Annotated in this window: 13 protein-coding genes; 8 read left to right on the forward strand and 5 right to left on the reverse strand. The window is 72.6% G+C overall.

Annotated elements, in window-relative coordinates; translation table 11 throughout:
* Positions 1-41: 41 nt before the first annotated feature.
* The 6 genes from LZG04_RS10010 to LZG04_RS10035 all read left to right on the forward strand — a co-directional run bounded on the left by LZG04_RS10010 (position 42) and on the right by LZG04_RS10035 (position 5,427).
* The gene (locus LZG04_RS10010; protein WP_233815535.1) at positions 42-1,001 is read left to right on the forward strand and encodes an ATP-binding cassette domain-containing protein; all 960 of its coding nucleotides are present in this window, start codon (positions 42-44) and stop codon (positions 999-1,001) included.
* Positions 998-1,834: an ABC transporter permease gene (locus LZG04_RS10015; protein WP_233815536.1), complete on the forward strand. Its 837-nt coding sequence runs from the start codon at positions 998-1,000 to the stop codon at positions 1,832-1,834. Before LZG04_RS10010 ends, LZG04_RS10015 begins: the two co-directional genes overlap by 4 nt.
* A gap of 28 nt (positions 1,835-1,862) precedes the next feature.
* Complete coding sequence (locus tag LZG04_RS10020; protein WP_233815537.1) at positions 1,863-3,155, forward strand: hypothetical protein; 1,293 nt, start codon at positions 1,863-1,865, stop codon at positions 3,153-3,155.
* Positions 3,152-4,138: a 2,3-diaminopropionate biosynthesis protein SbnA gene (sbnA, locus tag LZG04_RS10025; RefSeq protein WP_233815538.1), complete on the forward strand. Its 987-nt coding sequence runs from the start codon at positions 3,152-3,154 to the stop codon at positions 4,136-4,138. Before LZG04_RS10020 ends, sbnA begins: the two co-directional genes overlap by 4 nt.
* Positions 4,139-4,220: 82 nt before the next feature.
* On the forward strand, positions 4,221-5,240 hold the full coding sequence (gene sbnB, locus LZG04_RS10030) for a 2,3-diaminopropionate biosynthesis protein SbnB (RefSeq protein ID WP_233815539.1): 1,020 nt from the start codon (positions 4,221-4,223) through the stop codon (positions 5,238-5,240).
* A gap of 1 nt (position 5,241) precedes the next feature.
* Positions 5,242-5,427 carry an MbtH family NRPS accessory protein gene (locus LZG04_RS10035; protein WP_233815540.1) on the forward strand — a complete coding sequence of 62 codons (186 nt, stop codon included), beginning with the start codon at positions 5,242-5,244 and terminating at the stop codon, positions 5,425-5,427.
* A gap of 121 nt (positions 5,428-5,548) precedes the next feature.
* Here LZG04_RS10035 and LZG04_RS10040 read toward each other — a convergent pair whose 3' ends face one another.
* From LZG04_RS10040 to LZG04_RS42410, 3 genes are all read right to left on the reverse strand, one after another.
* Positions 5,549-6,505 carry a LuxR C-terminal-related transcriptional regulator gene (locus LZG04_RS10040; RefSeq protein ID WP_233815541.1) on the reverse strand — a complete coding sequence of 319 codons (957 nt, stop codon included), beginning with the start codon at positions 6,503-6,505 and terminating at the stop codon, positions 5,549-5,551.
* A gap of 333 nt (positions 6,506-6,838) precedes the next feature.
* Positions 6,839-8,116 carry a helix-turn-helix domain-containing protein gene (locus LZG04_RS10045; protein WP_233815542.1) on the reverse strand — a complete coding sequence of 426 codons (1,278 nt, stop codon included), beginning with the start codon at positions 8,114-8,116 and terminating at the stop codon, positions 6,839-6,841.
* A gap of 533 nt (positions 8,117-8,649) precedes the next feature.
* A complete protein-coding gene (locus LZG04_RS42410; RefSeq protein ID WP_233815543.1) occupies positions 8,650-9,168 on the reverse strand; it encodes a MarR family winged helix-turn-helix transcriptional regulator in 519 nt (172 codons plus the stop codon).
* A gap of 59 nt (positions 9,169-9,227) precedes the next feature.
* Between LZG04_RS42410 and LZG04_RS10055 the strand changes: the two genes are divergently transcribed.
* Positions 9,228-10,739 carry a GGDEF domain-containing protein gene (locus LZG04_RS10055; protein ID WP_233815544.1) on the forward strand — a complete coding sequence of 504 codons (1,512 nt, stop codon included), beginning with the start codon at positions 9,228-9,230 and terminating at the stop codon, positions 10,737-10,739.
* Here the strand turns inward: LZG04_RS10055 and LZG04_RS10060 are convergent.
* Positions 10,726-10,908, reverse strand: coding sequence for a hypothetical protein (locus LZG04_RS10060; protein ID WP_233815545.1), 183 nt, complete (start codon positions 10,906-10,908; stop codon positions 10,726-10,728). The genes LZG04_RS10055 and LZG04_RS10060 overlap by 14 nt on opposite strands.
* 222 nt (positions 10,909-11,130) lie before the next feature.
* On the opposite strand from LZG04_RS10060, the gene LZG04_RS10065 reads away from it, so the two are divergent.
* Entirely contained in the window at positions 11,131-12,459 is a 1,329-nt protein-coding gene (locus tag LZG04_RS10065) for a serine/threonine-protein kinase (RefSeq protein WP_233815546.1), read from the forward strand.
* A gap of 347 nt (positions 12,460-12,806) precedes the next feature.
* Here the strand turns inward: LZG04_RS10065 and ppk2 are convergent, their stop codons facing one another.
* On the reverse strand, positions 12,807-13,772 hold the full coding sequence (gene ppk2 / locus LZG04_RS10070; protein ID WP_374202800.1) for a polyphosphate kinase 2: 966 nt from the start codon (positions 13,770-13,772) through the stop codon (positions 12,807-12,809).
* Between the last annotated feature and the right edge of the window lie 11 nt (positions 13,773-13,783).

Raw genomic sequence — 13,783 nt, forward strand, 5'->3', positions numbered from 1 at the left:
TGGCGCGTGTCGGCGCCATGTTTCTCCCTGAGGAGTGGCGCGTGGAACCAGCGATCCGAGCCGAAGGGCTCTACAAGAGGTACGGCGACCACGAGGCGCTGCGCGGCGTCGACGTGACGGTCCCGGCGGGCGAGGTGTTCGGTGTCCTCGGCCCCAACGGGGCGGGCAAGACCACGACCGTGCGCATCCTGTCGACGTTGCTGGTGCCCGACGGCGGCCAGGCGTTCGTCTCGGGGCACGACGTGGTGCGCGACCCGCGCGCGGTGCGCCGGGCGATCGGCCTCGCGGGCCAGTACGCGGCCGTGGACGAGAAGCTGACCGGCCGGGAGAACCTGCGGCTGATCGGCACCCTGTACCGGATGGGCAGGCGCACCGCGAAGGCCCGCGCCGACGAGCTGCTGGAGCGCTTCTCCTTGCGGGACGCGGCGAACCGCGTCGTGAAGACCTACTCCGGCGGGATGCGCCGTCGGCTGGACCTGGCGGTGAGCATCATCGCCGAACCCGCGGTGATGTTCCTCGACGAGCCGACCACCGGCCTGGACCTGACCAGCCGGCTCGCGCTGTGGGAGATGATCCGCGAGCAGGTGGCCCGCGGCGCGACCGTGCTGCTGACCACGCAGTACCTGGAGGAGGCCGACCAGCTCGCCGACCGGATCGCGGTCATCGACGGCGGCCGGGTCATCGCCGAGGGCACCCCCGACGAGCTGAAGGCCAAGGTCGGCGGCGAACAGCTGGAGGTCACCGTCGCGCACCACCGCGACGTCCCCGCCGTCACCGCGCTGCTGGGCCGGCTGGTCGTCGCCCCGCCGACCACCTCCGCCGACGGGCTGACCGTCTCGGTCCCGCTGCACGACGGCTTCGGAGGTGTCGCCGACGCCGCGGCGGCGTTGCGCCCGCTCGGCGCGGCCGTCACCGACTTCGGCACCCGCCGACCGTCGCTGGACGACGTCTTCCTCGCGCTGACCGGCACGACGGCGACCCCTGAGAGGACGACCCCATGACCACGATCACCAGCACGCCCCTGGTCCCCGTCGCCCCGCCCGCCCTGGCCGGTGCCGCGAGCGACACGGCCGCCCTGTTCGCGCGGCACGTGCGCCACATCGCGCGCACACCGGAGAAGCTGCTCGGCGTCACGCTGATGCCGGTCGCCTACGTGGTGATCTTCGGCGTGCTGTTCGGCGCGGCGATCGCACTGCCCGGCGGCAGCTCGTACGGCGAGTACCTCATGGCCGGCATCTTCACCCAGACCATGCTGTCCACGGTGTCCAGCACGGCGCTGGGCGTCGCGGACGACCTGGGCAACGGGCTGGTCGACCGCTTCCGCTCGTTGCCGATGTCGCAGGGCGCGGTGCTCCTGGCGCGGACGGCGTCGAACCTGGTGCTGTCGCTGGTGTCCATCACGGTCATGGCGCTGGTCGGCCTGCTGATCGGCTGGCGGGTGTCGGCGGGTGCGGCGGCGGCGCTGGGCGCGGTGGGGCTGCTGCTGCTGTTCGGGTTCGCGATGTCGTGGCTGGGCGCGTTGATCGGCCTGGTGGTGCGCGGCGCGGAGGCGATCAGCGCGGTGGCGTTCCTGATCGTGATGCCCTTGACGTTCCTGTCCAACGCGTTCATCCCGCTGAACGGCCTGCCGGCGTGGCTGCGCGCGGTGTGCGAGTGGAACCCGATCAGCTCGGTCGTGGCAGCGTGCCGCGAGTTGTTCGGCAACCCGGCGCCTGCGGGCGACTCGTTCCCGGCGGCGCACCCGATCCCGATGGCCGTCGCGTTGACGCTGGCCGTGCTGCTGGTCACCGCACCGCTCGCGGTGCGCGCCTACCGCTCGGCGGTGGCCCGATGACACCGCGGACACCCACCGGGGCGGGGCGATGGTCGAGCTGAGGCTGGGTCGCGCGCCGGCTGCGCCGCCGTCGTCGCCGTTGGCGGCGGTCGCGGCGGCGGGCGCGCAGTGGCTGGCCGAGGACGACCCGCGACTGCACGCCCTGCTGGTCGCCGAGCACGGTGAGCGCGAGGAGAACCTCGTGCTGCGCGCGCCCGGCCCGGCGCCGGACCCGACCGCGACGGCGTGCGGCGCCGTGCTGCCCGCCGACCCGGTGTCCGGTGTGGACGGTGGCCCGGTCGAGCGGCTGGCCCTGGAGCGGGCGCGGTCGGTGTTCGGCGCCGAGTACGCCGACGTGCGACCGAACTCGGGCGCCGAGGCGCGTTCGCTGGTGCTGGACGCGGTGCTGGGCCCGGACGAGGTCGTGCTGGACGCGCGACTGGGCACCCGACCCCGCGACGGGCGCGCGCACCGGACCGTGGAGCACCTCCTCGCCGTCGGCGAGGGGTTCGACCACGACGGCCTGGCCGCCCGCGCGGCGCGGGAGCGGCCGGCGGTGCTGCTGTGCGGCGGCGAGCCGCACCCGCTCACCCCGGACTTCGCCCGGCTGCGCGCGATCGCCGACGGTGTGGGCGCGCTGCTGGTCGTCGACATCTCCCACGTCGCGGGGCTCGCGGCCACCGGCCTGCTGCCCAGCTCCGTCGACCACGCCCACGTGACCACGCTCGACGTGGCGACCGGCCTGCCCGGTGCGCGCGGCGGCGTGGTGCTGTGCGGGCGTGACGCGCGGACGCCCGTGCGCGGCACGCCGCTGGCGGACCTGCTCGCGGCCCGCACCTCCCGGGAGCGGCGGGGCACGCCCGACCTGGCCGTCCTGGCGGGCACGGCGCGGGCGCTGGACGTGGTCCGCGGTGACGACTTCCGCGAGGAGGTCCTGCGCACCGCGCTGGGCGCGGCGGAACTGGCCGCGGAGTTCGCGCTGCTCGGCCACCGCGTCGTCACCGGCGGCACGGACAACCACGTGGTGTTCGTCGAGCTGCCGGCCGACGTGGGCCCGTACGCGGTGGACGTCCTGCGCGAGGTCAACCTCGTGGTCGACCGGGTGCCGGGACCGGATCCGGTCATCGCGCTGGACGTGACCTCCGCCGGTCGGCGCGGGTTCGACCGCAGCGAGATGAGGCACGTCGCGCAACTGGCCGACGAAGCGCTCAAGGGCGCGCGGACCGGGGACCGGCTCGACCGCTTCACCCGGCTGTCCGTCCGCGACGAGGTGCTGCGCCTGCTCTGGCAGTTCCCCCTGCCCCGGCACGTCCCGACGACCCGATGGAGGACCCACCCGTGAGCGGACCGGACCTGCTGCGCCGGCTGGAGGCGATCCGGCGGTCGATGCCGGAGACGCCGGTGGTCAAGCTGGCCGACGACACCGTCGACCTGCACGCGAAGCTGGAGTTCAGCAACCCCAACGGCAGCTCGAAGGACCGCTCGGCGCTGTGGATCCTCAAACGCGCCGTCGAGCGGGGCGACGTGACCGAGGGCTCCACGATCGTGGAGTCGTCCTCGGGCAACTTCGCCATCTCCCTCGCCTCCTTCTGCCGCTCGCTGGGGGTGGACTTCATCCCGGTGCTCGACCCGAACGTGAACGCCTCCACCGAGGCGTACCTGCGGCAGGTGTGCCGGCGGGTGGAGAAGGTCACCGAGCGCGACGCCAGCGGCGGCTTCCTGAGCACCCGGTTGGCGCGCGTGCAGCAGCTACGCGGCGAGCTGCCCGACGTGTACTGGCCCAACCAGTACGCCAACACCGACGCCGTGCTCGCGCACTACCGGCTCACCGGTGGCGAGATCTGCCGCGCGTTCCGGTCGGTCGACCACGTCTTCGTCGGCACGAGCACGGGTGGCACGATCGCCGGGCTGTCCCGACGGGTCAAGGAGACGTGGCCGCACGTCCGCGTCGTCGGCGTGGACGCGGAGGGGTCGGCGATCTTCGGCGGCGCGCCGCGCACCCGGCACATCCCCGGCCTGGGCTCCTCGATCACCCCGCCGCTGTTCGACCACGCGCTGATCGACGACGTCGTGATCGTGCCCGAGCGCGACACCGTGCGCGGCTGCCACGAGTTGCTGCGGCGGCACGGGCTGTACGCGGGCGGGTCGACCGGGACGGTGTACGCCGCGATCAACCGCTACTTCGCCGACCACACCGGGCCGCGGCCCACGGTGCTGTTCCTGTGCGCCGACCGCGGCACCGGCTACGCCGACACGATCTACAACCCCCGCTGGGTCGCGGAGGTCTTCGCGGAGCAACCCGCCGCCGACATGGTGCCCGCCTAACGCCACGACGCCTTACCTCGACCTCGGTCCGCCACCGGGCGGGACCGGCCCGTCCCCACCCCTACACACGAAACGGGACCACATGCCCGACATCCCACTGCCGTCGCTGCGGATCGTCACCGCCGAAGAGGTCTCCAAGCAGGTCGACGCCGACCGGGAAGGCGTGCTGACCGCGGTCCGCGACGCCTACCTCGCCCACGACGCGGGCACGACCTCCAATCCGCACAGCAGCTTCCTGCGCTTCCCCGACCGACCACGCGACCGGATCATCGCGCTGCCCGCCTACCTGGGCGGGCCGCGCGAGGTCGCCGGCATCAAGTGGATCGCGAGCTTCCCCGCCAACACCGCGGTCGGCAAACCGCGGGCTTCGGCCGCGCTGATCCTCAACGACCTGTCCGACGGCTACCCCTACGCGATCATGGAGTCGTCCATCATCTCCGCCACGCGCACCGCCGCGTCCGCCGTGCTGGGCGCGGAAGCGCTCGTGGGCGGACGGCGCGCGGGCCGGATCGGCTGGATCGGCACCGGGTTGATCGCCGAACACGTCCGCCGGTTCTTCCGCGACCTGGGTTGGGAGGTCGGCGGCCACCGGCTGTTCGACCTCGACCCGGCCGCGGCGCGGCGCTTCGGCGCGGCGCTGGAGTCCGACGGCGCGCCGGACGTTGTGGTCGCCGACGCGGCCGCGGGCGCGTTCGACGGGTGTGACGTCGTGGTGATCACGACCGTCGCCGGCGAGCCCCACCTGCACGACCCGGCGCTGCTCGCGGGCGCGCCGGTCGTGCTGCACCTGTCGTTGCGCGACCTGGCCCCGGAGCTGGTGCTGGCGTCGTTCAACGTGACCGACGACGTGGACCACGCGGTCCGCGAGCGCACGTCGCTGCACCTGGCCGAGCAGCTCACCGGTGGGCGGGACTTCGTCGCCGGGACCATCGGCGACGTGCTGCGCGGGCGCGTCACGCGCGACCCCGGGCGGGCGGCGGTGTTCTCGCCGTTCGGCTTGGGGGTGTTGGACCTCGCCGTGGGTTCCTGGGTGCACGACCGGGTGGTCGACCAGGGCGGCGGGCAGATGGTGCCGGACTTCTTCACGGGAGCGGTGGGCTGACATGGACGAGGTCAAGGTGGTCGTCAACGACCTGGGGCAGTACTCGACGTGGCCGGTGCGCCGGCCCAACCCGCTGGGGTGGCACGACTGCGGTGTGGCCGGCACCCGCGAGGAGTGCCTGGAGCACATCTCGCGGGTGTGGACGGACCTGGCGCCGCTCCCGGCGGGCCTGCGCGTGCAGGACTGAACGGCGGCTCACGCGCTCCAGGACCGCGCTGCGCCACAACGAGGAGAGCCACCTCCCGATCGGGGAGGTGGCTCTCCTCGTTCCGGCGCCTGGTGGGCGCTTGGAGGACGCCTGGTGGGCGTCAGAGCAGACCGAGCTGGGCGGCCCGCACACCCGCCTGGAAGCGGCTGCGGGCGTCCATGCCGGCCATCGCGGAGGCGACGTCGTTGCGCACGGTCCGCACGCTGACCCCGATCCGGTTGGCCACCGCGTCGTCGGTCAAGCCCTCGGCGAGCAGCCGCAGGACGATCTCGTAGCGCCGGCGCGGTGCGTCGACGGGCGTGCCGGCCACCGCGTCGTGCGCGGGCCGCCCCTGGGTCCACAGGGCGGTGGCGGTGCGGTGCAGGGGTTCCACGGCCCGTGAACCGCGCAGGACCTCCATGCGCATCTCGCGGTTGACGACCAGCGCCGTCGAGCCGTCCACGATGACGGCGCGGACGCACGAGCCGGCGGTGGTGCGGGCGGACATGCCGCGCTCGGCGAGCCACCGCGCGTGCGGGACGACGGCGGGTGACATGGTGAACTCGTCGGACCAGACGCAGCGGAACTGCGCGCCGCGGCGGTGCACGGCCTCGGCGATCAGCGGCGAGAACTCGTACGAACCCGGCGAGTAGGTCGGGACGACGACGAGGACCTCACGGTTCGCGGATGCGGCGAACCGCTCCACGAGGACGGCCAGGTCGTCGAACCCGACGCCCTCGCGGCGGCCCGGGACGACGTCCGAGGCGCGCTCGTGGGCGGCCACGAAGCGATCGACGGCGGCGGCGCCCGGCACACCGCCGCGCGGGCCGTCCTTGAGCCTGCGGGCCGCCAGGACCGGCAGCGCCAGCCGGGGTTCCACCGCGCGCACGGCGCTCGCGTCGTCGGCGGACTCCACCAGGAAGCCCAACGTGCGCAAGTCGCCCATGACCTCCCGGGTGCCGATCTCGTCCCAGCCCAGCTCGCGCACGAGGTCGGAGAAGCGCCAGCGGACGCGGCGGAGCATGGTGCGGTAGACGAAGTCGGCCGTTGTGCCGAGCCCCAGTTCGGATGTGATCATCGCGCGCCTCCGCTCATGCCCGTGGCGGTAACGGCGCCGGGTGCGGTAACACCCGTCCTGTCTCGCCATGACCCGTCATGTGGACCCCAGGCATCGTGTGCTTACTCCAGTAAGGGAGAAAGTAACGGAGGTAAGCACGGAACGACAAGGAGTCATCCACACCGGACGATCGACCTGTGACTGCCGGGATCAGCGCCATCCTGCCGGTCAGCGGAAGTCATGCGTCCTTCGGCGCAGCGCGGGCCGTCGAACCGGGTAGCGGGAACTGGTGCGGACGGAGGCTCAAGTCACGAACAGGTCACGCAACGGCAAAGCGTATTTACTCGAGAAAAGTCAGGTGTTCAACTCGGCGAGTTCGCGCCAGAGCTGCGCGGCCATCCGGTAGGCCTCGACCTCGTCGCACAGCACCGCCGCCGCCCGGATCTGGACGGCCGCCTCCTCGACCCGCCCCAGTGCCTTCAGCGCCCGCCCACGCGCCCGGCGCAGCCGCGCCTGCTCCACGCCGACCAGGTCGGTGGCCCCCTGGTCGATGAAGTCGCTGAGCCGCACGGCCCGCTCGTAGTCGCCGACCAACAGCGCGTACCGGCACTCCAGGCTCGCCAGCTGCACGGACTCCTTGCCGCTCTCGGTGATGGCGGACGCCGCGCGGGCCGCTTCGAGGTGGACCAGCACCTGGGCGGGATCGGCGCTGGCCTCCAGCAGCGCCGACGTGGCCGCCCGGGAGAACCGGGCCCAGTCCTGCACGGACGTCGCGGGCACGGCGAGCAGCTCGCGCGCCTGGTGCACGTGGCTCGCGGCCAGGTCCGACTTGCCGAGCCGGCCGAGCGCCACGGCGGCGACCCAGTGCGCCCGACCGCTCAGCGGGGGGCTGGCCAGCGCCTCGGCGATCTCCATCATCTCCCCGACCAGCCGGGAGATGTCCCGGAAGTCGCCCGAGTCGCAGCGTATGGAGATCAGCACGCCCAGGGTGCGCACGTGCTCGCCCGTCCCGGCCAGCGCCGTCGCCCCGATCGCCGACACCGCCTCCTCCGCGAGGTCCAGCGCCTCCACCATGTGCCCGGCGTCACGGGCCGCCGCGGCGCGGTCCACCTGCACGCGCACGACCGCCTCGGGGGCACCCAGGCGCTCGGCGACCTTCGCCAGCTCGTCCAGCAGCTCGCGGCGGGCGGCGGTCTCCCCGAGGCGGACCAGCACGTCCTGGAGGTCCAGTCCGTAGGAGAGTGCCTCGACCAGGTCGTTGCGGCCCAGCGCGTGGCGGTAGGTCTCCCCGAACCGCTGACGGGCTTCGGCGAGGTCGCCGGACTCGTAGGCGTGCCGGGCGAGCAGGTCGCGCACCAGCCGTTCCTCGGAGCCGCCCCGCGCACCGGACGTGGGCGCGACGGCCGGCTCGACGGGCGGGACCGCACCCTCGACCAGCTCACCCAGCCCGACGCCGAGCACCCGGGCGAGCTGGATCGCGACCTCCAGGGTGGGCACGCGCGACCCCGACTCCAGCAGCGAGATGTAGCTGGGGTTGACCACGCCCACGGCCAGGTCGCGCTGCGACAGGTCGCGGTCCAGGCGCAGCCGCCGCAGCCGCCGTCCGAACTCAGGCTGCTGAATGTTCGCCACGCCCATCACTCGACCCCATTACTCGGAGGACCATCGACCGTTACTCTACTAACTGGAGTAAACACCAAGACCGCTGACTCGCTTTTCCCGGATTCGTCGGGCCGCCCACCGCCCGCTCACGAAAGGAGCAGCGTGGGGGTCGCCAGATACCCTGACGGGCCCCGGTGTCGGCACCGTCGACCCGAAGCTGAGAACACGCCGGGCTGTCATCAGGTTACTCTGAGTAACGGAGTCCATGAACGCGGATCCGCCCCCTTCCGGTTCGGCCCTGCTCGGGACAGTATGTGAGAAGATCTCACGCACTGTCGATGCCCTTGCCGGTTCAGGCAGCGAACCGACCCCGGTCCGCCGAGGGGATCTTCGAAGCGTGCACGAAGTGCAAGAAGATGCCCGTACCATTACCGGTAAGGGCTGGTCAGGACGATCCGCACGGTCGATGAGTTACTAATTCACACCTTGACTGGGCTTATTAGTAAATAAGCGACGAACGCGGGGGCGCGGCGCATTGCGCGAAGTCCCGCGCCGGAGCCGGGCTACTTCGGGCGGGCGGCGACCACCCGACGGATCAGCTGCACCATCTGGGCGCGTTCCTCGGAGTCCAGCACGGCGAACCAGCGCGCCTCCCGCCCGTTCTGCCGGGGGAACACGCGCGCGACCGCCTCCCGGCCCTCCTCGGTCAGCGCCACGAACACCACGCGCCGGTCCTGGCCGTCCCTGGTCCGCTCGACCAGCCCCGCCCGCTCCAGCGTGTTGATCAGGTTGGACATCGCCGACCTGGTCGTGCCGGACAGGTCGGCCAGTCGCGCGGGCTGCGTCGGCCCGAGGATCCACAGCTTGAACATGAGCCGGAACCCGGGCATGGTCCACCCCTGCTCGCGGTGCACCAGGGCCTCGTAGTCCGTGATCATCATGTACGCCAGGTGCAACACGTTGTAGGACAGGCCGAACGCGTCCGCGTCGCCACCCAGCTCGGCGATCCGGCGCCGGGCGAACCGCTCGTACTCCTGCTCCGTCGTCACCTCGTCGGCGAGGGGAACCTCCTGCTCTGCCACCCGCTGATCCTCGCAGGGCGACCCGGCCGGCGGCACCCGAATGCGGCACACTGACCGACGTGATCGGGACGAGGCGGTTCGCCATCACGGCCGCGGTCGTGCTGGTGCTGGCCACCGCCGCGTCAGTGGCCGCCGGCTTCGACGTCGTCCAGGGCGACGCCGCGGTGGCCCTCGACGACCTCGCCCAGCTCGCCACGGGCCTGTTCGCGACCGGGTGCTGCTGGTGGACGGCACGCCGGACGACCGGCCCCGACCGCCGGTGGCGCCTGGCGACCGGTTTCGGCACGGCCGGCTGGTCCGTCGGCCAGGCGCTGTGGACGTGGTACCAGCTCGTCGAGCGGCGCGCGGTGCCGTCGCCGTCCCTGGCGGACGCGGGCTACCTCAGCATCGTGCCGTTCGCGTTCGTCGCGCTGCTGGTCATCGGCAACTTCCGCCGGTCGGACTCCCCCGACGCGCTGCTGGACCGCCGCTCCCGCGGTGCCCGGCTGGTGCTGCTGCTGGACGGCCTGATCGTGGTCGGGTCGCTGTTCGTGTTCACCTGGACCACCGCGCTGGGCGGGCTCGTCGCGGCGGGCAACCCCGGTTCGGCGGCGTTCCTGGTGGCCATCGCCTACCCGGTGACCGACCTGGTGCTGCTGGTGATCGTGGTGGTGCTGAGCGCGGACCGCAAGGTCGTGCTGCGCCCCCAGTTGCTCCTGCTCGGACTGGGCCTGGTCGGGCTCGCCGCGTCCGACCTCGCGTTCGCCTACCTGGTCAGCGTGCAGGCTCCCGAGGTGCCGCCGCTGGCCAACGCCGGGTTCGTGCTCGGGCCCGCGCTGATCGGCCTGGCCGCGCTCGCGCCCGTGCCGTCGCCGTCGGCCGGGCCGAGCCGCGACCGGCGGCCGTGGCAGTGGGCGTACCTGCTGATGCCGTACGTGCCGTTGCTGGTCAGCAGCGTGCTGGTGCTGCGGCGCACGATCATCGGCGACCTGCGCCCGTTGGACGGGGTGGAGATCGCCTGCGGCTTCACGGTGTTCGTCGCGGTGATCCTGCGGCAGTTGGTCACCCTCGTGGACAACACGAAGCTCGTGCTGCTGCTGCGTGAGTCCGAGCGCACCCTCGCGCACCAGGCGCACCACGACCCGTTGACCGGGCTGGCCAACCGGGCGTTGTTCGAGTGCAGGCTGGACGAGGCGATGGACTCCCACCACCGCGACGGCACGCCGTTCGGGCTGCTGTTCGTGGACCTGGACGACTTCAAGTCGGTCAACGACGTGTCCGGCCACGCGCACGGTGACGCGATCCTCGAACAGGTGGCGCAGTGCCTGCGGCAGTGCGTGCGTGACACGGACGTGGTCGCCCGGCTGGGTGGCGATGAGTTCGGCGTGCTGGTCGAAGGGGTGGACGAGCCGGAGAAGGTGGCGTTCCGCGTGCTCGACGCGCTGGGCGAGGAGATCAGCGCCTCCGTGGGCGTGGTGCTCTGCGCGAACCCGGACCCCGAAGCCACCGCCGCCTCCGTCCTCGGCCGCGCCGACAAGGCGATGTACGAGGCCAAGCGCGACGGTGGACGGGGTCTGGTCATCCACTCGTGACGGCCCCGCACGCCGCCGTCACGCGGGCAGGTTCGCCCACACCTCCGCCGCCGCGACCCGCGCAGGCGTCGTCCACGGTGGCGCCGGCCGGCAGGGCGACGGTGACCAGCGCGAGCACGCACAGCCCGTTCACGGACGGGATGTGCGTGATCTCCGCGCCGCGCAGCACGTACGACGAGCCCAGGCCCGTGCGCCCGAACCTCTCCCGAGCACGCGGTCCGCGACGACACGCACCACGGCGTCGGCGACGTGCGCGGGGGCAGCCTGGGACAAGATCATCTCTGGTGGCGCGGGTGGGCGGTCGCGCGGTGACGAGGAGGGCTCACCTGTTTGGCGGCGGCGTGGTCAGGGCATTCCGGAGTGTCCTGCTCACGCGACCGGAGGTATGACGGTGTCACCCTCGGTAGGCGATAATCTGCTGGCCGACCGCTACCAGCTCATCGAGCCGATCGGGATCGGTGGGATGGCCGAGGTGCACCGCGCCTGGGACACCGTGCTGAGACGGCACGTCGCGGTGAAGCTGTTCCAACCCGGCTTCGACCCCGCCGCGGCCCAGCGGTTCGACAACGAGGTCCGCGTCCTGGCGGGGCTCTCCCACCCGGCGCTGGTGTCGGTGTACGACGCCGACACCAAGGCCGACACCCCGTTCGTCGTGCTGCGGTTGATCGAGGGCCGGACGTTGCACGACCGCCTGGCGCTCGGGCCGCTGCCCGTGGACGAGACGCGCCGGCTCGGCGCACGGCTGGCCGACGCGTTGGCGCACGTGCACGCCCACGGCCTGGTGCACCGGGACGTGAAGCCCGCGAACATCCTGCTCGACCGCGACGACAACGCCTACCTCGCCGACTTCGGCCTGGCGCACCTGGCCGGCGCGACCCGGCTGACCCGCACCGACCAGCTGGTCGGCACCGCCGCCTACCTCGCCCCGGAGCAGGTGCTCGGCCAGGAGATCGGCCACCCGACCGACGTCTACGCCCTGGGGCTGGTGCTCTTGGAGTGCCTGACCGGGCGGCGCGAGTACGGCGGCGGTGACGTGGAGGCAGCGGTGGCCCGGCTGCACCGCCCACCCGTGATCCCGGACGACCTGCCCGCCGACATCCGGCGACTGCTGGCGGGGATGACCTCCGCCACGCCCGCCGACCGCCCCACCGCGCACGACTGCGCGCAGGCCTTGTTCGGCGTCGCCACCGTGCCGCCCGTGGCGTTCGCCGGGGGTGTCGCCGAGGTGGAGACCGAGGAGCTGCCGCGGACGGGGACGCGTCCGCCGGTGAAGGCGCTGGTCGCCTCGGTGGGCGCGCTGGTCGGCGCGTTCGCCATCACGTTGGCCGTGACGGCGGGCGACGACCCGGCGAACTCCGCGCCGCCCGCGTCCCCGACCCAGCAGCAGGCGGCCCCGGAGCAGACGGGCACGACCGAGGGTGCCGACGAACCGGTCCGCCCCCAGTTCATCCGCACACCACAAGCCTCGGCCACGACCACCGCGCAGGTCACGACGACCGCGGAGACCGCCAAACCGGCGGGCGGCGAACCGCAGAACCCCGTGCCCGCCCCCGACAGCAACACCAACACCACCGCACCGGTCGTGACGACGACCCCGCAACCATCAACCTCGAACCCGCCACCGCCGACCTCCGAGGCACCGCAGCCCAGCCAGGACCCGGAGCCTGAGCCGTCCGCCCAGCCGACCGAGGGCGCTCAGCCGACCCAGGACGGGAGCTGAGGGGCGGTCACCCCGGAGGTGGGCTGGACGCCCGGAGTGGTGGGTCTCCGGCCCGGCCGAACCCAGGGCTGGCCGAACCCAGGGTCAGTCACACCAGGGCCACTCAAATCCAGGGCAGCTTGGACTCCGGGCCGATTGGGCCCAGCGCCGGCCCAGCCCGAGCCACTCAAACCCAGGGCCCACTCAAGCCCAAGGCTGACCGGACCCAGCGTCGATCCAACCCCAGGGCTGGTCCAACCCCACTCCGCTCCAACCCCGGGCCGATCCAACCCAGCGCCAGCCGGACTTCAAGCCCGGCCGAACCCACGGCGAGACCGTCCGTCAAGCACCGCCCAGGGGAATCCGAGCTAGGGGTGAATGCCGGGACCGTGGTCGGGGTCGTCGACAGGTGCGATGGGGGTCGGGCTGAGCGAAGCCTCGTCCTCCCCCTCCTCCAGCAGCGTGGCCGCCGGGCCGACCACGCGCGGGTCGGGTTCGCCGACTACCTCGTGGTCCTTGTCGGCGTAGTCGACCCGGGCCAGCACGCTGCGCATGGCCTCGATGCGGGCGCGCTTCTTGTCGTTGCTCTTCACCACGGTCCACGGCGCGGCCTCGGTGTCGGTGGCGCGGAACATGGCCACCTTCGCCTCGGTGTAGGCGTCCCACCGGTCCAGCGACTTCACGTCGTTCGGGCTGAGCTTCCACTGCCGCACCGGGTCGACCTGCCGGATCAGGAACCGCGTCCGCTGCTCCGCCCGTGACACCGAGAACCACAGCTTGACCAACGTGATCCCGTCGTCCACCAGCATCCGCTCGAACGTCGGCGCCTGCCGCATGAACCGCTCGTACTGCTCGTCGGTGCAGTAGCCCATGACCCGTTCGACGCCGGCCCGGTTGTACCAGGACCGGTCGAACAGCACGATCTCGCCGGCGGTCGGCAGGTGGTTGACGTAGCGCTGGAAGTACCACTCGCCCTGCTCGCGCTCGGTCGGCTTGCCCAACGCGACCACCCGCGCCCCGCGCGGGTTGAGGTGCTCGGTGAACCGCTTGATGGTGCCGCCCTTGCCCGCCGCGTCACGGCCCTCGAACACGACGACCATCCGCCCGCCGGTGTCCTTGATCCAGTACTGCAGCTTGAGCAGCTCGATCTGGAGCATCCGCTTGGACAGCTCGTACTCGTCGCGCGACAGCCGCGTGGGGTACGGGTAGTTCTCCCGCCAGGTGTCGATCTCCGTGCCGTCGGGGTGGCGCAGCACCGGGTCGTCCCCGTCGTCGTAGTCCACCACGAGGTCGTCGAGGCGCAGGCCGGGGAACAGGTCGGCGATGTCCAGCACGGTCTCCACCG

It is taken from the genome of Saccharothrix sp. S26 (assembly GCF_021390395.1).
In the GTDB taxonomy this organism is placed as follows: Bacteria; Actinomycetota; Actinomycetes; order Mycobacteriales; family Pseudonocardiaceae; genus Actinosynnema.